This is a genomic window from Pseudohongiella acticola (genome assembly GCF_001758195.1).
In the GTDB taxonomy this organism is placed as follows: domain Bacteria; phylum Pseudomonadota; class Gammaproteobacteria; order Pseudomonadales; family Pseudohongiellaceae; genus Pseudohongiella; species Pseudohongiella acticola.
The window spans coordinates 1,544,081-1,561,975 of the sequence record NZ_MASR01000001.1 but is presented as its reverse complement, the minus strand read 5'-3'; the positions used below and the strand labels follow the sequence as shown (position 1 = coordinate 1,561,975).

Below are 17,895 nucleotides of genomic sequence, written 5' to 3'. Positions count from 1 at the left end.
TCCGTACAATCTCGTTACAATGGCGGTTTCCGGCGACAGTTGGTCTCCGCAACATGTCAATACAGGGTAAAGTACTGTTTATACGATCGGGATTCAATCCCGGTCCACTGATGTAATGAACCGGTTACAGGCGCGTGGACGTATTATTTAATTCCCGGGGCGGTCATTCAGCTCCCCCGTATCTACTCAGAGGCAATGGTCTGTATGACAGCAATGATTGAAGCCAGGAATCTGTGCAAACAGGTGGCAACCAGCGAGGGCCAACTGGTCATCCTGAAGGATATTTCGTTGAGCATTGAAGCTGCAGAGGCGGTGGCTATTGTCGGAGTCTCGGGGTCAGGCAAGTCGACCTTACTGGGCCTGATGGCCGGACTGGACAGCGCCAGCACCGGTGACATGCTGCTCGATGGCCAGAACCTGAGTGCCATGGATGAAGAAGAGCGCGCCCAGTTGCGTGGTCGATCTGTGGGTTTTGTGTTCCAGTCGTTTCAATTGTTGCCCAGTCTGACGGCTCTGGAAAACGTGATGTTGCCCATTGAGCTGAAAAATGACCGTGATGCCCGCAGCAAGGCAGCTAATCTGTTACAGCGGGTCGGCCTGGAGTCGCGCCTTCAGCACTACCCCAATCAGCTCTCCGGTGGCGAACAGCAACGCGTTGCCATTGCCCGTGCATTTGCCTCTGAAGCCAAAATCCTGTTTGCCGATGAGCCCACCGGTAATCTGGATGCCGCCACCGGGGCCAAAGTTATTGATCTGCTGTTTTCGCTCAACGCTGAATTCGGCACCACCCTTGTGCTGGTCACCCACGATGACCGGCTGGCGCAGCGGTGTGGCCGCCTGGTGCGACTGGTGGCCGGTGAGATCACTGAGGACGTGACTACCGGAGAGCCCGCCCATGTCTGACTCAGCGCAGACGGTCTCTGCCACACCGACGACGCTGTTCAGAGTTGCCCTGCGCCTGTTGTGGCGTGACTGGCGCGGCGGCGAGCTGCGCTTGTTGTTGCTGGCCATGGTGATGGCGGTAACCTCGGTCAGCGGTATCGCCCTGTTTACCGATCGCCTGGAGCGTGCACTGGTGCAGGAGTCGGCCACCATGCTGGCTGCAGACCGTGTGCTCAGTGGTCGTCAGCAGCCGCCACGCGAATGGCTGGCGGAGGCATCACAGCGGGGTCTGGCCACGGCCGAAGTTCAGGCGTTTGCCTCAATGGTTTTCTCTGATCAGGGCAATCTGCTGGTGGCAGCCAAGGCAGTCAGCGAGAGATATCCGTTGCGCGGCGAGCTGCGCGTGGCTGACCAGCCGTTTGGCGCCGCCTATACCGAGACCGGGGGGCCGGCACGGGGTGAGGTGTGGGTTGAGTCGCGTGTTCTGCCCAGCCTGGGCATTGATATTGGCGATACGCTTTATGTCGGCGATGGTGAGTTTGTGGTCTCGCGCGTACTGGTACAGGAGCCTGACCGGCAACAAGGCGACATGATGGACAATGCCGGCCCTCGGGTACTGATGCATCTGGATGACGTGCCGGTGACCAATATCATTCAGCCGGGCAGTCGGGTAACTTACCGGTACCTGTTTGCTGGCGAGCTGGCAGTGCTGGATGTGTTTGCCGACTGGGTGCGGCAGCAGTCTGACAATGACTACCGCCTGCGAGATGTGCGTGATGAGAGTCAGGAAGTAAGTGATGCGCTGGCGCGCGGCGAGAGTTTCCTGCTCTTGGGCAGTCTGTTTGCGGTATTGCTGGCCGGTATCGCGATTGCCCTGACGGCGCGGCGGTACAGTGAACGCCATTTTGACTATGCCGCCATTCTTAAAACGCTGGGTTGCACCTCCAACCAGATATCGGTGATCTATTTTGGCATTCTGTTTTCGCTGCTTTTGATCGCTATTGTGCTGGGATCGGGTCTGGGTTGGCTGGTGCACGAAGGCATTCTGGTGCTGCTGCAATCCGTGATCCCCATTGCGTTGCCACCTGCTTCGCTGATGCCTTTCTGGCTGGGCGCGCTGACCGCCTGCATTTGCCTGTTCGCATTTGCCATGCCGCCGTTGCTGGCGCTGAAGCACACCTCGCCACTGCGGGTATTGCGCAAGGACCTGGCCGATGCGCCGCTCAGTACGTCACTGCCCTATGTTTTTGGTATTGCCGGCGCACTGGCACTGATTCTCTGGTACAGCCAGGATGTGCTGATCAGCGTTATTCTGATCGCTGCTGTGGCGGGCGTGGCACTGGTGCTGAGTGCCATGTCTTATGTTTTCCTGCGGACAGGCTCTGCTGCTGGTATGCGCGCGGGCAGTGCGTGGATGCTGGCGATGTCAGCCGTGCGCCGACGACGGCGGCAGAGCGTGCTGCAGGTGCTGGTGTTTTCACTGACCATCATGTCATTGCTGACGCTGGCATTGTTGCGCACAGACCTGATCAATGACTGGCAAGCGCAACTGCCGGAAGATACGCCCAATCATTTCATGATGAATATCAGCGACAGTCAGGTTGCGGGCATGCAGGCATTCCTGCAGGAAAATGAGGTCGCCGCCAACCCGTTTTACCCCATGGTGTCGGCTGGCCTGCTGACGGTAAACGGCGAACCGGCACCGCACCCATGGGACGACGATGATGGCGAACAGGGCCGCTCAACCATGACTGAACGCGCTGGCGCCGACCAGCAGGAAACAGGGACTGACACCGCTGATGCGGAGTCGTCCGACACGGGCTCTTCTGGCGCTGGCGATGCAGAACGGCCACAGCGTATTGAAAATCGTCAGGTCACCTGGACTGCTCAGCTCCCGCCTGATAACGAAGTGGTAGCCGGCTATTGGTGGGGTGACAGCAACAGCCCTGGTCGCGTGTCAGTAGAGCAGGATTACGCTGAACGCATTGACGTCAACCTGGGCGACGAGCTGGTGTTCCGCATCAATGAACAAGAGGTCACTGCGATTGTCGACAACATGCGTACTGTGCGCTGGGACAATATGCAGCCAAACTTCTTTTTCATCTTCTCGCCGGGCACACTGGACCATCTGGGTGCGACCTACTTGTCCACGTTGTTACTGGAAGGGGAAGAGAAACTGTTGCTCAACGACCTGCTGCGACAATTCCCGACCATCGTAGTGCTCGAAGTAGATGCCCTGATCGAGCAGATCCAGAGTATCATTGCCCAGGTCAGCTCAGCGATTGAATTGATTGCGGCGCTGGTGCTGCTTGCAGGTGCGCTGGTATTGCTGTCATGCGTCAACGCCACCCTTGATGAACGCTTCCGGGAGAATGCCATCCTGCGTACGCTGGGCGCGGGACGCAAACTGATCATGACCTCGCTGGTAATAGAGTTTGCCTTTATTGGCCTGCTGGCGGGGGTGATTGCTACCGTCGGCGCAGAACTCAGCCTGTACTACCTGCAGTCGGAAGTGTTCCAGCAGACCTTCGCCATGCACTATTGGGTGTGGATTGCCGGTCCTGTGGCAGGTACAGTCATCATTGCCGGGCTGGGTTTTGCCGCTACCCGTAAAGTTGTCAACAGCAGTCCGCTGGCAGTACTCAGACAACTGTCCGCCTGACACGGATGATTGGTTGATGTCTCAGCGCAATCGCAGGCAAAGTAGGGTGGCGAAACGCCATCTGGTTTACAGGAGTGAAACATGAATCTGAAAATAGCAGCTGCATTGACACTGTTTAGTGCAATGGCCTGTGTGTCCACTGCGTCGGCGCAGAACTGGCTGGTCAATCCGCCAGCGGAATTGAGTCGCGAGTGCGCGTACGGGGATTGCGAAGACGGATACGGCATTCTTGAGGTACGAACCGAGATAGGCACCAATCGATATGAGGGTACCTTTCAGGACGGCGAATTCCACGGTCAGGGGCGTTACGAGGTCATGGTCAGTCGTAGCGCTCGAGCCTACTATGAAGGAGACTGGGTCATGGGTGTCCGCGAGGGGCGAGGTACCTACTGGAACGGTGTGTCAGATTTGTATATAGGTCAGTGGCAGAATGACCTGCGCCATGGTCGTGGCGCCTATTTCTTTGGTGTGCAGGACTGGACCCCCAACAAGCATTCTGAGCACTGGTTACAGAACAATGTTGAGAACTACACGGGCGAGTTTGTTGAGGATCTGTATGAGGGTGATGGCACTTACCGCTGGCCCGACGGCGAGCGTTATGAAGGTGAGTTTTACGCCAATGAAAAACATGGCAACGGCACCTTCTATTATTCCACTGGCAGTCGCAGAGACCAGTACTGGCAGTATGGTCGATTTATCCGCTAAGGGTTCAGGTTATGGATTTGCAATCAATTCGGCGTGAGTATCTCACCGGCAGTCTGACGCGAGAGCAACTGAATGCCGATCCGGTCGCTCAGTTCGGGCTGTGGCTGGACCAGGCCATCAAAATGGAAATGGTTGACCCTACAGCCATGGTGCTGGCAACTACCGATGCGGACGGGCAGCCCAATCAGCGCGTGGTTCTGCTGAAGGGCTTTGATGCACAGGGTTTTGTGTTTTTTACCAACTATGAAAGCCGCAAGTCACTTGATATCGCCGCCAATGCCAAGGTCAGTCTGCATTTCCCCTGGTACCCTGTTGAGCGTCAGGTGCTGGTGTGTGGCGTGGCAGAAAAGGTCAGTGCCGACGAGTCCAGAGCATATTTCCAGAGCCGCCCCCGCGAGAGTCAGCTGGGTGCCTGGGCGTCGCCGCAAAGCCGGGTGCTGGCGTCGCGTGAAGCAATGATGGAGCAGTTTGAGTCGGTCAAGGCACGCTTTGCCGACCAGGACATTCCGTTGCCGACGTTCTGGGGCGGGTTTCGGGTTCGCCCCGTTCGGGTCGAGTTCTGGCAGGGTGGCGCCAACCGTCTGCATGATCGCTTTCAGTACTCAAACTGTGTTGACGGGCACTGGCAGATAGACCGGCTGGCACCCTGATCCACGGCTACCCGTGTCAGTCTGCGGCGCGCTTAAGGTGCTTTCCAGATCGGTAGCTTTTTGGTAACCAGGACATTCTTCAGGCGGGCATAATCAGGCAGTCCGTTCTTGAATGGCGGGTAATCTTCGCCGCGAATCAGTGGTGAAAAATAATCGCGTGCCTTCTGCGTGATGCCGAAGCCATCCCGGGTAATATAGTCCCGTGGCATCGGTTTCTCTACATTGGCCACTTCGGCCAGCGATGCTTCGCCGACTGTCCAGCGGTAGCTTTTGCCAGGCTTGCGAACAATGGTGGGCATCACCGCGTTTTTCCCGGCCAGCGCAAAATCCACGGCCGCCTTGCCCATGGCATAGGCCTGTTCCACATCTGTCGCAGAGGCAATGTGACGGGCGGAACGTTGCAGATAATCAGCAACGGCCCAGTGATACTTGTATCCCAGTTCCTGTTTGATCAGGTTGGCCAGGAAAGGTGCCACGCCACCCAGTTGCGTGTGGCCAAATGCATCTGTGCCGCCGGCGTCGGCGAGGAACTTGCCGTCTTTGTAATGCGCGCCCTCAGAGACAACAACGGCGCAATAACCATGACGTTTGACGCAGGCTTTCACTTTGCGCATGAACGCAGCCTTGTTAAAAGCGATTTCAGGGAAAATGATAATATGCGGCGCGTCTCCTTCCTTCTCGGCAGCCAGGCCTGCGGCCCCGGCAATCCAGCCGGCATGACGACCCATGACTTCCATGACAAATACCTTGGTTGAGCTTTCACACATGGACGCGACATCAAGTCCGGCTTCGCGGATGGAGACGGCAACGTACTTGGCGACCGACCCGAACCCGGGGCAGTTATCCGTGACCGGCAGATCGTTGTCCACGGTCTTGGGGATGCCAATGCAGGTGATCGGGAAGCCTTCTTTCTGGCTCAGCATGGACACCTTGTTGGCGGTGTCCTGGGAATCGCCACCGCCGTTGTACAGAAAGTAGCGGATATTATGAGCCCGGAACACGTCCATCAGGCGTTGGTACTCGGCCCGGTTATCTTCCAGGCTTTTTAATTTATAGCGGCATGAGCCAAAGGCGCCTGCTGGTGTATGTCGCAGCGCGGCAACGGTGGCGGCGGTTTCTTTGCTGGTATCAATGAGTTCTTCGGTGAGCGCGCCAATAATGCCGTTTCGGCCCGCATAGACTTTGCCGATCTCGGCCTTGTGCTGACGTGCGGTTTCGATAACCCCACAGGCGCTGGCATTGATGACAGCGGTGACGCCCCCGGATTGGGCGTAGAATAGATTAGCTTTAGCCATGGAAAAACCTGTGTGCTGCCTGCGTGTATGGTGTCTGTGCGCTGCCCGCGTTTGCCGTGCCGGTGTTGTCGACCGGCGTTGGCCCGCGGTGGCCTCTGCGGTCACGGCGGGGGAGTACGGGTAGTGCAATGTGGGCTGTGTCGGGCATAATGTTACAAAGTGCCCGCTGGCTTGGCAATCAATGCCGATGAATTGTTGTCGCCAGTCGGCCAGCAGACTATACAGGAAGCATCACACAGGAAGCACCACACAGGAAGCACCACACAGGAAGCAGAATGAAACGACTCATTATAGGGATGTCCGGCGCCAGCGGCCTGATTTACGGGATCCGTCTACTGGACGTATTAAAAAGCGCCCCGGACATAGAAACGCACCTGGTGCTGACGGGCGCTGCTCGTTTAAATATCAGCCTGGAGACTGACTGGCAGGCAGATGCGGTCATGGCCATGGCCGACGAGGTACATTCGGTCAAGGATCTGGCCGCCAGTATCGCCAGTGGCTCTTTTCGTACCGACGGCATGATAGTCGCCCCGTGTTCGATGAAAACCCTGTCGGCGATTGTGCATTCCTACGCCGATAACCTGCTCACGCGCGCCGCCGATGTGGTACTGAAAGAACGGCGGCGGCTGGTGCTGATGCCGCGTGAAACGCCATTGCACGTGGGGCATTGCGAGTTGCTGCTGAAAGCCTGCCAACTTGGCGCCATTGTGGCACCGCCGATGCCTGCGTTGTATACCAAACCCCAAAGCGTTGACGACATCATCAACCACAGTGTCGGCCGGGTACTGGATCTGTTTGATATCGAATCGGGCCTGGTGAAGCGCTGGCAGGGTGCCGCTGCAGGCACGGTCGAGGATTGAGCCGAAGGCTGGGGCTATGTCAGCGGGCCCTGTGTCAACGCCGCCTGCGCCAGTGCTGCCAGGTCGGCCTCGTTGAGGGCGGATGACTCAGGCTCATCCACGTCCATGCCGGCTCGTTGTGCATAAAGTATCAAGTTGGACTGTATGCTGACCAACGGATCAGTATTGTGTTCCGGCCTGGCTGCAGTCGAACTTTCAACCAGAACCCCGGCCAGCGTGCGCAGTTGCACGAATTCAGCGTCCAGCTCGATTGCTTTGATGCGTTGCCGCAGAGCTTCCTGATCGGCGCCTTTCATGGCAAAGGCAGTTGCGGGATGAGGCTTGAGCCAACGCCTGGCCTGACGCAGCGGCGCCACCAGCTGGGCTCGCCACGACTCACTGAACGCCATTGCCCTGGTCAGCTGGTCGTCTGTCAGTCTGCCGTAGCAGCGGCCGTACCAGCAACACGTCAACAGCATAACGACATCAGCGTTGCCTTCATCCTGAAGGCGCAGGCACAGCGCCTGAATGCCGGGTTGGGCGTACACTGAGCTCGCGAATCGCAGCAGGTCATCGTTGGACGGTGTCATGGCATCTGAGGTCATCGCTGGGTTGATCGCTGTGGTAAATGCCAAGGCCCGAACCAAAAAAAGACCGGTGTTATCATAAAATTTCGCCAAATTTTTCAGGTTTGCCTGTTACAGATTTGCTACAGTTTCGCAACAGCCTGATGGTTGCCCGTTGGCAGCCATAACATTCAGGTTAATCAGCTTACAGGAAGTTATATGCATATTCATATCCTTGGTATCTGCGGCACCTTCATGGGCAGTCTGGCAGTACTGGCGAAAGAGCTGGGTCACACGGTCAGTGGCTCCGATGCCAATGTCTACCCACCCATGAGCACACAGCTGGAAGAACAGGGCATTCGCCTCTGTGAAGGCTTTGATCCGGCGCATCTGCACCCGCACCCGGATCTTGTTGTTGTCGGCAATGCCATGTCGCGCGGCAACCCGGCCGTGGAGTACGTACTGAACCAGGGGCTTGCCTATTGTTCCGGACCGGAGTGGCTGTCGCGTTATGTGCTGCAGGGTAAGTGGGTACTCGCTGTTGCCGGTACTCACGGCAAAACTACCACCAGTGCCATGCTGGCGTGGATACTTGAATGCGCCGGCATGCAGCCAGGTTATCTGATTGGTGGCGTGTTAAAGAACTTCCCGGTGTCTGCGCGGCTCGGTGGCACCGATTTTTTTGTTGTTGAGGCCGACGAATACGACAGTGCCTTTTTTGACAAGCGCTCTAAGTTCGTCCATTACCGGCCGCGAACCCTGATCCTGAACAATCTGGAATATGACCATGCCGACATTTTCCCCGATCTTGCGTCGATTCAACGGCAATTCCATCACCTGGTCAGAACGGTGCCCGGTGACGGATTGATCATACGACCACGCTTTGATGAAGCGCTGGCACAAGTGCTGGAGCAGGGCTGCTGGACGCCCACGCAGAGCTTTGCCCTGCTCGATGGGCCAGGTGTGCCTGCGGGACCGGTTCAGCCGGATGCTGCTGACACCCGTTACGACAGCGACACCAGCACGGGCCCCAGCGGCTGGGGAGTACGGCTGCTGCAGGCCGATGGCGGGCTCTGTGAGATCAGCAAGACCAGTCACCTGGGCGAGACGGTGAGCGCGAGGCTGCAGTGGTCCCTGACCGGTCGCCACAATGTCGGCAATGCTGTCGCTGCAATTGCCGCTGCACATCATGTTGGCGTCGACCTCAGTGTCGCCTGCGACGCATTGGGCAGGTTTGCCAGTGTCAAACGACGCATGGAATTCCTGGGTGAAGTACGGGGCATTCACGTCTATGACGATTTTGCCCATCACCCTACCGCCATTGAAACTACTTTGGACGGTATCCGGCAGCGGCTCAATGATATTCCCGGCAGTCGCCTGGTGGCCGTCATCGAGCCGCGCTCGGCGACCATGAAAATGGGCGTTCACCAGAGCTGTCTGGCGGCTTCTTGCCGCGCTGCCGATCTGTGCCTGTGGATGTCGGGTGCCGGTAACGGTCTGAATATAGAAGGTATTATTGCGGAGAGCCCGGTGCCTGCGCTGAACTTCAACAGCGTTGATGACATTGTGGCCTATCTCAGCCGGCATTGCCGGACCGGGGATCATATCGTGATCATGAGCAATGGGGGTTTTGGTGGTATTCATGGCAAATTGCTGACGGCACTGGGGCGCGGAGAGTCCTGATGGGTGCGATCAGTGAGCCTGAATTGATACCCTTGTTCCCGCTACGTTCGGTGCTGTTTCCTGGTGGGCGCCTGCCACTGCAGATTTTTGAGCAGCGTTATATCGATCTGGTCAGTCATTGCATGAAAACCGACTCTGGCTTTGGCATCTGTCTGATCAGTCAGGGCGAAGAAACGGTTCGTCCAGGTGTTCATCAGCAGGTAGAACGGGTTGGCACCTATGTCCGGATTGTCGATTGGGATCAACTGCCTAACGGGTTGTTGGGCATTACCGTGGAAGGGCGGCACAAGTTCAGCGTGCAGGATTGCTGGGCGCGCGACGACAAACTGCTGATGGCGGCTGTGCAATTTGCTGCCGAAGACTATTTAGGTCAGCCGGCGTTGCCACTTAGCGAGGAGCATCAGTCACTGGTGGACTTGCTGCGGGACCTGGCGGCGCACCCGATGATTGAGAGTCTGGATCTGGACATCGATTTTGATGACAGTCGCCAACTTGCCTGGCGGCTCAGTGAGCTGCTGCCGGTGCCGATGCATCAGAAGCAACAATTGCTGGCACTGAATGATACCGATGAGCGTCTGCAGGAGATCGAGAACCTGGTCGCATCGGTGATGCACCAGGGCTGATGTCCCTGGCTGTTGCTGTCAAAGGCGCTATCAATGTTACTGGCGATGTACCTAGCGGGGCAGCAACTCGGTGACACGACTGAAGTCCACCAGAATCAACAGTTCATCATCCTCATTGTAGACACCCTGAATAAAGCGGGCTCCCGCTTCATCACCGGTCGCCGGCGGGGTTTCTATTTCTTCCGCGTTCAGATCAACAATCGCCGACACTTTGTCGACCACGATGCCAAGAGCAAAGTCTTCAATGTCTACCACGATGATGCGTGAGTGTTCGGAAATGGTGTGGTTGGGCAGGCCAAACACACCGCGACCATTGATGACCGTTACCACATTACCCCGCAGATTGATGATGCCGAGTATGAATGACGGTGCACCCGGGACCGGAGTGACTTCGGTATAACGCAGGACTTCGTTGACGCGGGCAGCGTTGATGGCATAGGTTTCCTCGCCCAGCGTGAAGCTGACGTGTTTGATCAAATGTGCAGCGTTGTCGTCTGCATCATCATGGTCGCGGGCTGCGACGAGTGCATTTGTCATATCGTATTTTCCTGCCCTGCATGCTGCTGAGAGTTGGCTACCCGTACCGAATCTTGCGGGTCTGTATGATCTAGCGGCAGGTCTGGCCAAAAATTGAGGGTGACATCATCCGGCCTACACTGGCCAAGTTTTTGAGCTTGCCGCATAATGACCGGGTATTGGAAACTGCAGCAGGAGGTTGTGCAATGTCGGAAGTCTTGTCAAATCCGGGTACCTGGAGCCATGAACAATGGCTGGTCGCGAGTATTCTTGGATTTGTTGTGCTGGCCGTTGTTCTAGTCATTTATCGTCTGGCCCGGATCCTGCGAAGCGTCAACAGCAAGCGTGAGCGCCCGAACCTGCGCCCGGGTCGACGTCCCCGTCGCTGACCCCCGGATGTTTACAACAGCACAAAATCCAGCACAGCCGCAGCACCGGCCAGGCAGATCACAACAACGCCAAGCCAGCCCAGCAGTGCCAGGATACGGAAAGGTTTTTCATTTTCCGGATATAGCCCGGACTTCTCGTATTCGCGCTCTTCGGCGTTTGGTGTCGATTTGGACTGGTTGCTCTCGCTCATGACAAACTCCTGTCAGAACACTTGGCCTGAAAAATCCGGATCAGCAAACAGAGTCGCGATCTGGCTCGCGCTGCTGGCATTTGTGTTGGTGCCTGCGGACGCGATCGTGATCAGGCATGATACCGGATATACCCGTTATCTCGCCAGCGAAGGCGAGTACCCGGGGGTATTTCCGCTGGCACAACAGGGGCGTCGCAAAGTCTGCGTAGCAACGCTGGTGGCACCACAATGGGCGTTGACCGCTGCGCATTGTGTTTCCGAAACACCGATGCAGGCGGCGCTGGCGGATAATGACGTATACGCCGTCGAGGTTGATCGCCAGGTGCATGATATTGATTCAGTTTTTCTGCACCCGGGCTGGTCTGGCGATATGTCGGGGCGATTACATTCACGTCAGTTTGATCTGGCCCTGTTGCATCTGTCGACCCCGTCAACGGCGTCAGTACTGGCGCCCTATCGCGGCAACAGTGAATCGGCGCAGGCCATGACCTTTCTGGGCTGGGGCTACACCGGAATCGGCACAACCGGGACCTCTGTCGCTGACGGGCGCCTGCGCTTCGCGCAGAATACAGTGATGCAGGCGGATGATCGTCTTCGCTTCGAGTTCAACGATCCGCGCAATCGGGATGGGCGGGCACTGGAGTTCGAAGGCATACCCGGGCTGGACGACAGTGGCGGACCAGCGTTGATTCTGGAAGACGGGGAATTGCAGCTGGCGGGCATCGCCATCGGTGAGCTTGCCCGCACCGCAGACGGCACCGGTGCCGGTCGCTATGGTGCCATCGTGGTGTACGAACGGGTGAGTCGGCATCTGGAATGGATCGAGTCGGTGATTTCAGACAATTGACCCGTGAGCTAACCCCGGTACCCCGATGCCCCCGATGCCCCCCATGCAGATTGAGCAAATTTCCTGTCGGTAACGTATCCGATGGATGTTTATTTATGCAGTTTTGATACTATCGGGCTGAACAACAACTGTAACCAACCTCAAAGGTCATTTCATGTCTATTCAAATGGGCGATACCGTTCCGTCAGCGACGTTCAAAATCATGGGTAAAGAAGGCCCGGAGAACATCACAACGGATGATATTTTCATCGGCAAAAAAGTCGTGTTATTTGCCGTGCCTGGCGCCTTTACACCGGGATGTACGGTCACGCATTTGCCCGGTTTTGTCGTGAACGCGGATAAAATCAAAGCCAAAGGTGTCGATACCATCGCCTGTATGGCGGTCAACGACGCCTTTGTCATGTCTGCCTGGGGTAAATCGCAGAACGCCGACGAGCTGCTGATGCTGGCCGATGGCAATGCTGAATTTGCCGAGGCGCTGGGTCTGACCATGGATGCCAGCGGGTTTGGTATGGGCAAACGCAGCAAGCGTTTTGCCATGATCGTGGAGAATGGCAACGTCAGTTATCTGGCTGTGGAGCCCGCCGGTGGTATCGACGTCAGCTCCGCAGAGAACATTCTGGCGCAGCTGTAGTCGCCGCGCAATATCGCTGTGCGGGCGCTCAAACCAGCGCGTCGGCACACAGGAGAGTGCCTGCATGTTGAAAACCGAATATATCGAATACCGTGACGGTGACGCCGTGCTCGAGGCCTATATCGCCTATGATGAGGATGCGGGCGCCGAAAAGCCCTGTGTACTGATTGGGCATGATTGGGCCGGACGACGCGAAAACGCCTGCGCAGCAGCGGAGCGCATGGCAGAGCTGGGTTATGTTGGTTTTGCGGTTGATATATACGGCAAAGGGGTCTTTGGTAAGGACGGCGATAGTGACGGCAATGCTGCCTTGATGAAACCCTTCGCTGACGACCGGACACTCCTGCGCCGACGCATGCAGGCAGCATTGAAAGCAGCACGCAGTCTGTCGCAGGTAGATGGCAGCAATATCGGCGCGGTGGGTTACTGCTTTGGCGGTATGGCCGTACTGGAACTTGCCCGGTCTGGCGCAGATGTAAAGGGTGTCGCCAGTGTTCATGGTCTGCTGGCAAAAGGCGATGCCCCTGCACATGATATTCAGGCAAGCATTCTGTGTCTGCACGGTCACGATGACCCCATGGTACCGCCGGAGCAGGTGATGGCCTTTGAGTCTGAAATGACCGCGGCGGATGTTGACTGGCAGGTGCATGTCTATGGCGGAACCTGCCATGCGTTTACCAATCCGGCTGCCAACAGCCCGGATTTTGGCGCTGTCTATAGTCAAACTGCCAATATCAGAGCGGAGCAGGCGCTGGCGAATTTTTTCCGGGAGCTGTTTGAAGATACCCCGCCATTGGATATTGCCCCTTAAGGATATGCCCCCTTGCTGAGTAAACCGCCACGTTGTTCCGATTGTCATGATGACTGCGAGTATCTGGATGAGATTTCAGAGCTTCGGCAGCAGGTCGATGAGCTTAGTGAGCAGGTGCTGACTGACGCGCTGACGGGACTGTACAACTACCGGCATTTGATGTGGGCGATGAATCAGGAGATTGAGCGATTACACCGTAGCGGCGGTTCGTTCTCGATCATTGTGCTGGATTTTGACGACTTCAAGCTCGTCAATGACAATCACGGTCATGAGTTTGGTAATCAGGCATTGAAGACAGTTGGCACCTTTTTGCAGCGCTCGCTGCGTAAACTTGATGTGCCCTGTCGATTTGGTGGCGAAGAGTTTGTGTTAGTGTTGCCATCAACGGAGTTACGCGATGCGGTCCAGTTGGCTGAGCGTATCAGGGAGGGAGTGACTCACATTCAATTGATGGACGGTGGCCAGCAAGTGCCGCTGACGGTCAGCATGGGAGTAGATGTCTATCGAGCCACTGAGCGGATTACGGCCGATATGTTTCTGGACCGTGCAGACCAGTTCCTGCTGCAGGCTAAACAGGCCGGTAAAAACCGGGTTTATTACTCGCGCATGACAGAGCCGGGCGACGGCATGTCAGCAGATGAGCGGTCGGCATTGATGGATGGATTCGACGAGAGCCCGAAAAATTGATCAGGGCGCGTTAATCTGTTTTGCCAGATGGTGCAGGATGGCGGCGGTGGCACCCCAGATTCGGTAGCCGTCAAAATATGTTTCCATAAAGCGGCGTTCACGGTTCTGAAACTCCATGCTGGCAACGCGGTAATTTTTCGGATTCAGCAGAAAGGTTGTTGGCACATAAAAAATCTCCGCCACTTCTATCGGACAAGCCTGCAGTTGCACGTCGGCGTCCACCAATCCCACCACCGGTGTTACATGAAAAGCTGAAGGCATGATCAGCGCTGGCAGGGTGCCCATCACTTGCACAGCATTGGCGGGCAGACAGGTTTCTTCCTCGGCTTCCCTCAGTGCTGTGCCAATGATATCGGTGTCCTGAGGCTCGGCGCTGCCACCGGGTAGACTCACCTGGCCGGCATGGGCGCGTAAGTGCTGGGTACGCAATGTCAGCATGATGCGGCTGTCGCCGCCGTCACGTGATCGAATTACCGGTATCAGCACACCGGCACGGCGCATGTGCCTGCCGTCGATCTGTTGATCTGGCTGATAGCCATGTTCGGCAGGATCGGGCGGCAGGATGAGACCCGTTGACGACGGTGACTGCCGGAAGAAGGATTCCAGTCTCGCAAGCAGTCCGTCATTCATGTCAATGTCTCATCCTGTCGGCCGGTGACGGCCCAAGGCCGTTTACAGTCGCTCAAGGCCGTTTACAGTCGCTCAAGGCCGTTTACAGTCGCTCAAGGCTGTTAATTAAAGCGCCAGTCCAGCCCGACGAACGCGCGCAGCGGCTCACCCGGGAAGTAACGGTCACCACCAAAGGTAGTCCAGTCAGCCCGCTCCGCATACTTGCGGTCAGTCAGGTTCAGGATGTTGACTGACAGTGTCAGTGCATCCGTTGCCTGCCAACGCGTACGCAGGTTGAACACATTGTGCCCCTCGTAGCTGTTCAGGTTTTCCGGGTTGGTGTAATACTCGCCCATGGCAACCCATTGCAGTTCGGTGGTCAACGTGCTGATTGGCGACCACTGAATCTGAGCCGTACCAAAATTTCGTGGTGCAGACTCAACATCATTGCCATCCAGATTGACGCCACCCACCAGTTGATCGTTCTGGTAGGTGTGGCGCGCATGATTGTAAGCCGCGCTCAGGCGCCAGTCGTCAGACAGCTGGTACATGCCACTCAGTTCCACGCCTTCATGGCGAGTGTGAATGCCGTTAAGGTTGACGCGATCAGCGTTATTGATGATCTCGTTATCCTTGTCCATGTAGAACGCTACAGCTTCGTAGGTCCAGTTACCCGTACTGCCCTGAAATGCCAGTTCTACGCTGTCGATTTCAACCGGGTCCAGGTCGGCAACAGTCTGGTCATTCTGCAGACGATAAAGCTCGGTCGCCTGTGGCGCGCGGTAACCGCGTGTCACTCTGAACTGGGCATTGTGAGTATCGTTAATCTGGTAACGAATGCCCAGCTTGGGCGCAACATTGGCGAAGGTGTCAGATCGGTCGGCAGGGCGGTTATATCGACACCCCCCGAATCCACAGACGGTGCCATCTTCACGTGTGCGACCGGTCAGCATGTTGTTGTCGTAGTCATAGTTCATGCGCTCAAAACGCATGCCCAGAGTGACGTCAAAGCCATTGTCCCAGTAATGTTGCAGTTGCACGAAGGGGGCAATCTGAGTGGCGTCCACTTCGTAGTCGTAATGCTTGCCTGCAGGCACCGTAGCGACCAGAAAGGGCGAGCCCTGGGTCGGGCCGTCCTGGCCCTGGGTTAACTCGCCTTCAGTAAATTCCAGGTCGAGGCCAGCGGACAGCAGGGTGTTTTCGCTGAGGTCTTTGTACGACGCGAATTGCACACCGACACTGCTGTGTTCGTTGGTTTCCGTCGGCGAACCAGGCAGGAAGTGTTGTTTGAAATCCAGATCCGTGTTGCGATAGTAAGGCGTCATCACAACATCCCAGCCAGAATCCAGGGTGTAGCTGATCCGGGTCCAGGCGCGCATGCTGCGGTTGTCACGGTAGGCTTCCGGGTTTGCATTGGTGCGACGCAGGTCGTCATCCTTGTAAGCGTCGGTACCGTTCACATAACCGGCGGTTTCCTGGTTCAGGTTGGTGGTGGTGATACCGCCATCCAGTTCGGTGCCATTGGCCAGTGTGGTCTGGTAGAGCCAGGACAGTTTCTGTTGATCGAAACCACTGTCAGGTCGGTAGCCTTCTTCACTGATGCCGTTGACCAGGAAGGTATGACTGAAGTTGTCATTCTCGAAACCGACGCGTGCATTGCCACGCAGGGTTCCGCGCGGACCGGCTTCCAGAGAAATTTCGCGGCGGTCATCCGGCTCCGGCAATACCACGTTGATCATGCCATGTACGGCGTTTGAGCCATAGAAGGCACTGCCCGGGCCGCGGATCACTTCAATGCGCTCGGCATTTTCTGAATGCGAGTCAAAAAGTTCGTTGACGTTACAGAACCCTGCCGCGCGTAGCGGGATGCCTTCTTCGGCGAGCAGAAATGCGCCGCAGGCACCGCCGCCGCTTAATACTGGCGAACGGATGGAAATCAGGCTTTCCTGACCGTTATTGCGATTGATATTAACGCCGGGCAGTCGATTGGCCGCTTCCTGAATATGTGTGTGGGATGTCAGTGTAAGTTCATCTTCGGAAAGAATGGCGATACTGGCATTCACATTGCTCAGGTCTTCCGGGCGCCGCGAAGACGAGATGACCTGAATCTCTTCAACGGCGGGTGTTGTGTCCTGTGCGTGCGCCGGCATCATCGCGGCGGCGATGGCGGCTGCACACGAGGCGGCCAGCAATTTGCGTCCACGCAAAGGTTTTTGAGTCATGATGATCGTCCGTGTGGCTGACGTGTTTGAATAGTGTTCCACTTGAGCTCTCCCTTAGAGTCATTGGCGGGTGGCCTGTCTCAGTCGGTGCTGACTTTAGACCGGTGCAGACAATAGCATAAATGGAGCTTGTTTTCTGCTTGCCGCATGCCCGATCAGGTGGCTATGCTTGGGAATAAGATGGATTACAATTATATAAACCGGTAACAACAGGGGAAATACCCATGCAGGTAAAAAACAAGGTCGTGGTGGTCACGGGTGGAGCACGTGGTATTGGCAGGTCGCTGTGTCAGCGATTTGCTGCCGAAGGCGCCAGCGCTGTGGTAGTGGCAGATATTCAACAGGAAGGCATCAATGAAGTTGTTGAATTGATTTCCGGCCAGGGCCAGACCCAGGCGCTAGGCGTGGTCACCGATGTCAGCAAGGAAGACGATGTTCAGGCACTGGTGGCAAAAACCATTGATGCGTTCGGGCATATCGACCTGTTTTGTGCCAACGCCGGCATTTTTACTGCCGGTGATGAAAATGTCACTGATGATGCCTGGCAGCGTATCTGGGACATCAACGTCATGGGCCATATCTACGCCGCCCGGGCAGTGTTGCCGGGTATGCTGGCGCGTGGTGAGGGCTATCTGCTCAACACTGCCTCCGCCGCGGGCCTGCTCAGCCAGATCGGTTCCGCGCCCTACGCCGTCACCAAACACGCCGCTGTCGGTTTCGCAGAATGGCTGTCGATCACCTACGGTAGCCGCGGCATCAAGGTGTCTGTGTTGTGCCCGCAGGCGGTGAAAACCGACATGACTGCCAACACCCAGGGCGGCGGTGTGGCCGGTGTGGACGGCATGCTGGAGCCTGATGCACTGGCGCAGACCGTCATCGAAACCCTGGCCGAGGAGCGTTTCCTGTGTCTGCCGCACGCTGAAGTGTTGACGTATATCCAGCGCAAGGCCGGCGACTATGACCGCTGGCTGGGTGGCATGCGGCGCTTGCAGGATCGTTACGCTGATCAGTACAAAGATCGCTGATCAGGGGTATATAAACAGAAAAATGCGGGGAAAACGGTGCTAATCCGGCTTCTGCCGAG

The 17,895-nt window shown here is 56.7% G+C and carries 19 protein-coding genes; 13 read left to right on the top strand and 6 right to left on the bottom strand.

Going from position 1 to position 17,895, the window contains the following annotated elements; translation table 11 throughout:
- Positions 1-204: 204 nt before the first annotated feature.
- The 4 genes from PHACT_RS06575 to pdxH all read left to right on the top strand — a co-directional run bounded on the left by PHACT_RS06575 (position 205) and on the right by pdxH (position 4,899).
- On the top strand, positions 205-903 hold the full coding sequence (locus PHACT_RS06575) for an ABC transporter ATP-binding protein (protein ID WP_070116453.1): 699 nt from the start codon (positions 205-207) through the stop codon (positions 901-903).
- Positions 896-3,544, top strand: a complete 2,649-nt coding sequence (locus tag PHACT_RS06570) for an ABC transporter permease (RefSeq protein ID WP_070116452.1) — start codon at positions 896-898, stop codon at positions 3,542-3,544. Before PHACT_RS06575 ends, PHACT_RS06570 begins: the two co-directional genes overlap by 8 nt.
- Before the next feature lie 81 nt (positions 3,545-3,625).
- On the top strand, positions 3,626-4,249 hold the full coding sequence (locus tag PHACT_RS06565) for an MORN repeat-containing protein (protein WP_070116451.1): 624 nt from the start codon (positions 3,626-3,628) through the stop codon (positions 4,247-4,249).
- An 11-nt stretch (positions 4,250-4,260) separates the two neighbouring features.
- The gene (gene pdxH, locus PHACT_RS06560; RefSeq protein WP_070116450.1) at positions 4,261-4,899 is read left to right on the top strand and encodes a pyridoxamine 5'-phosphate oxidase; all 639 of its coding nucleotides are present in this window, start codon (positions 4,261-4,263) and stop codon (positions 4,897-4,899) included.
- 32 nt (positions 4,900-4,931) lie between these two features.
- Here the strand turns inward: pdxH and PHACT_RS06555 are convergent, their stop codons facing one another.
- Entirely contained in the window at positions 4,932-6,194 is a 1,263-nt protein-coding gene (locus tag PHACT_RS06555; RefSeq protein WP_070116449.1) for a 6-phosphofructokinase, read from the bottom strand.
- Positions 6,195-6,469: 275 nt separating this feature from the next.
- Here PHACT_RS06555 and PHACT_RS06550 point away from each other — a divergent pair, with 275 nt between their 5' ends.
- Positions 6,470-7,054: a UbiX family flavin prenyltransferase gene (locus PHACT_RS06550; protein WP_070116448.1), complete on the top strand. Its 585-nt coding sequence runs from the start codon at positions 6,470-6,472 to the stop codon at positions 7,052-7,054.
- Between the two features lie 14 nt (positions 7,055-7,068).
- Here PHACT_RS06550 and PHACT_RS06545 read toward each other — a convergent pair whose 3' ends face one another.
- Positions 7,069-7,668: a TIGR02444 family protein gene (locus PHACT_RS06545; RefSeq protein ID WP_139141455.1), complete on the bottom strand. Its 600-nt coding sequence runs from the start codon at positions 7,666-7,668 to the stop codon at positions 7,069-7,071.
- A 150-nt stretch (positions 7,669-7,818) separates the two neighbouring features.
- On the opposite strand from PHACT_RS06545, the gene mpl reads away from it, so the two are divergent.
- A complete protein-coding gene (gene mpl / locus PHACT_RS06540; protein ID WP_070116446.1) occupies positions 7,819-9,282 on the top strand; it encodes a UDP-N-acetylmuramate:L-alanyl-gamma-D-glutamyl-meso-diaminopimelate ligase in 1,464 nt (487 codons plus the stop codon).
- Positions 9,282-9,905 (top strand): LON peptidase substrate-binding domain-containing protein, encoded by a 624-nt coding sequence (locus PHACT_RS06535; RefSeq protein WP_070116445.1) that lies wholly within the window; start codon positions 9,282-9,284, stop codon positions 9,903-9,905. The genes mpl and PHACT_RS06535 overlap by 1 nt, the downstream gene beginning before the upstream one ends.
- A 51-nt stretch (positions 9,906-9,956) precedes the next feature.
- On the opposite strand, the gene PHACT_RS06530 is transcribed toward PHACT_RS06535, so the two are convergent.
- Complete coding sequence (locus PHACT_RS06530) at positions 9,957-10,442, bottom strand: chemotaxis protein CheW (RefSeq protein ID WP_070116444.1); 486 nt, start codon at positions 10,440-10,442, stop codon at positions 9,957-9,959.
- Between the two features lie 185 nt (positions 10,443-10,627).
- On the opposite strand from PHACT_RS06530, the gene PHACT_RS06525 reads away from it, so the two are divergent.
- Positions 10,628-10,810 carry a hypothetical protein gene (locus PHACT_RS06525; protein WP_070116443.1) on the top strand — a complete coding sequence of 61 codons (183 nt, stop codon included), beginning with the start codon at positions 10,628-10,630 and terminating at the stop codon, positions 10,808-10,810.
- An 11-nt stretch (positions 10,811-10,821) separates the two neighbouring features.
- Here the strand turns inward: PHACT_RS06525 and PHACT_RS06520 are convergent, their stop codons facing one another.
- Positions 10,822-11,001: a hypothetical protein gene (locus PHACT_RS06520; protein WP_070116442.1), complete on the bottom strand. Its 180-nt coding sequence runs from the start codon at positions 10,999-11,001 to the stop codon at positions 10,822-10,824.
- Between PHACT_RS06520 and PHACT_RS06515 the strand changes: the two genes are divergently transcribed.
- From PHACT_RS06515 to PHACT_RS06500, 4 genes are all read left to right on the top strand, one after another.
- Complete coding sequence (locus tag PHACT_RS06515; RefSeq protein WP_070116441.1) at positions 11,000-11,848, top strand: S1 family peptidase; 849 nt, start codon at positions 11,000-11,002, stop codon at positions 11,846-11,848. The two genes, PHACT_RS06520 and PHACT_RS06515, sit on opposite strands and share 2 nt — an antisense overlap.
- 154 nt (positions 11,849-12,002) lie before the next feature.
- A complete protein-coding gene (locus PHACT_RS06510; protein WP_070116440.1) occupies positions 12,003-12,482 on the top strand; it encodes a peroxiredoxin in 480 nt (159 codons plus the stop codon).
- A gap of 64 nt (positions 12,483-12,546) precedes the next feature.
- Positions 12,547-13,293, top strand: coding sequence for a dienelactone hydrolase family protein (locus PHACT_RS06505; protein WP_211284383.1), 747 nt, complete (start codon positions 12,547-12,549; stop codon positions 13,291-13,293).
- A 12-nt stretch (positions 13,294-13,305) separates the two neighbouring features.
- Positions 13,306-13,980, top strand: coding sequence for a GGDEF domain-containing protein (locus PHACT_RS06500; RefSeq protein ID WP_070116439.1), 675 nt, complete (start codon positions 13,306-13,308; stop codon positions 13,978-13,980).
- On the opposite strand, the gene PHACT_RS06495 is transcribed toward PHACT_RS06500, so the two are convergent.
- Positions 13,981-14,610, bottom strand: coding sequence for a CoA pyrophosphatase (locus PHACT_RS06495; RefSeq protein WP_083264395.1), 630 nt, complete (start codon positions 14,608-14,610; stop codon positions 13,981-13,983).
- A gap of 101 nt (positions 14,611-14,711) precedes the next feature.
- A complete protein-coding gene (locus tag PHACT_RS06490) occupies positions 14,712-16,811 on the bottom strand; it encodes a TonB-dependent receptor (protein WP_083264394.1) in 2,100 nt (699 codons plus the stop codon).
- Positions 16,812-17,035: 224 nt separating this feature from the next.
- Here PHACT_RS06490 and PHACT_RS06485 point away from each other — a divergent pair, with 224 nt between their 5' ends.
- Entirely contained in the window at positions 17,036-17,836 is an 801-nt protein-coding gene (locus PHACT_RS06485) for an SDR family oxidoreductase (RefSeq protein ID WP_070116438.1), read from the top strand.
- Positions 17,837-17,895: the final 59 nt, after the last annotated feature.

Coding starts and splice junctions, on each gene's coding strand:
- PHACT_RS06575 (WP_070116453.1), top strand. CDS start 205: ATGACAGCAATGATTGAAGCCAGGAATCTGTGCAAACAGGTGGCAACC.
- PHACT_RS06570 (WP_070116452.1), top strand. CDS start 896: ATGTCTGACTCAGCGCAGACGGTCTCTGCCACACCGACGACGCTGTTC.
- PHACT_RS06565 (WP_070116451.1), top strand. CDS start 3,626: ATGAATCTGAAAATAGCAGCTGCATTGACACTGTTTAGTGCAATGGCC.
- pdxH (WP_070116450.1), top strand. CDS start 4,261: ATGGATTTGCAATCAATTCGGCGTGAGTATCTCACCGGCAGTCTGACG.
- PHACT_RS06555 (WP_070116449.1), bottom strand. CDS start 6,194: ATGGCTAAAGCTAATCTATTCTACGCCCAATCCGGGGGCGTCACCGCT.
- PHACT_RS06550 (WP_070116448.1), top strand. CDS start 6,470: ATGAAACGACTCATTATAGGGATGTCCGGCGCCAGCGGCCTGATTTAC.
- mpl (WP_070116446.1), top strand. CDS start 7,819: ATGCATATTCATATCCTTGGTATCTGCGGCACCTTCATGGGCAGTCTG.
- PHACT_RS06535 (WP_070116445.1), top strand. CDS start 9,282: ATGGGTGCGATCAGTGAGCCTGAATTGATACCCTTGTTCCCGCTACGT.
- PHACT_RS06530 (WP_070116444.1), bottom strand. CDS start 10,442: ATGACAAATGCACTCGTCGCAGCCCGCGACCATGATGATGCAGACGAC.
- PHACT_RS06525 (WP_070116443.1), top strand. CDS start 10,628: ATGTCGGAAGTCTTGTCAAATCCGGGTACCTGGAGCCATGAACAATGG.
- PHACT_RS06515 (WP_070116441.1), top strand. CDS start 11,000: ATGACAAACTCCTGTCAGAACACTTGGCCTGAAAAATCCGGATCAGCA.
- PHACT_RS06520 (WP_070116442.1), bottom strand. CDS start 11,001: ATGAGCGAGAGCAACCAGTCCAAATCGACACCAAACGCCGAAGAGCGC.
- PHACT_RS06510 (WP_070116440.1), top strand. CDS start 12,003: ATGTCTATTCAAATGGGCGATACCGTTCCGTCAGCGACGTTCAAAATC.
- PHACT_RS06505 (WP_211284383.1), top strand. CDS start 12,547: ATGTTGAAAACCGAATATATCGAATACCGTGACGGTGACGCCGTGCTC.
- PHACT_RS06495 (WP_083264395.1), bottom strand. CDS start 14,610: ATGAATGACGGACTGCTTGCGAGACTGGAATCCTTCTTCCGGCAGTCA.
- PHACT_RS06490 (WP_083264394.1), bottom strand. CDS start 16,811: ATGACTCAAAAACCTTTGCGTGGACGCAAATTGCTGGCCGCCTCGTGT.
- PHACT_RS06485 (WP_070116438.1), top strand. CDS start 17,036: ATGCAGGTAAAAAACAAGGTCGTGGTGGTCACGGGTGGAGCACGTGGT.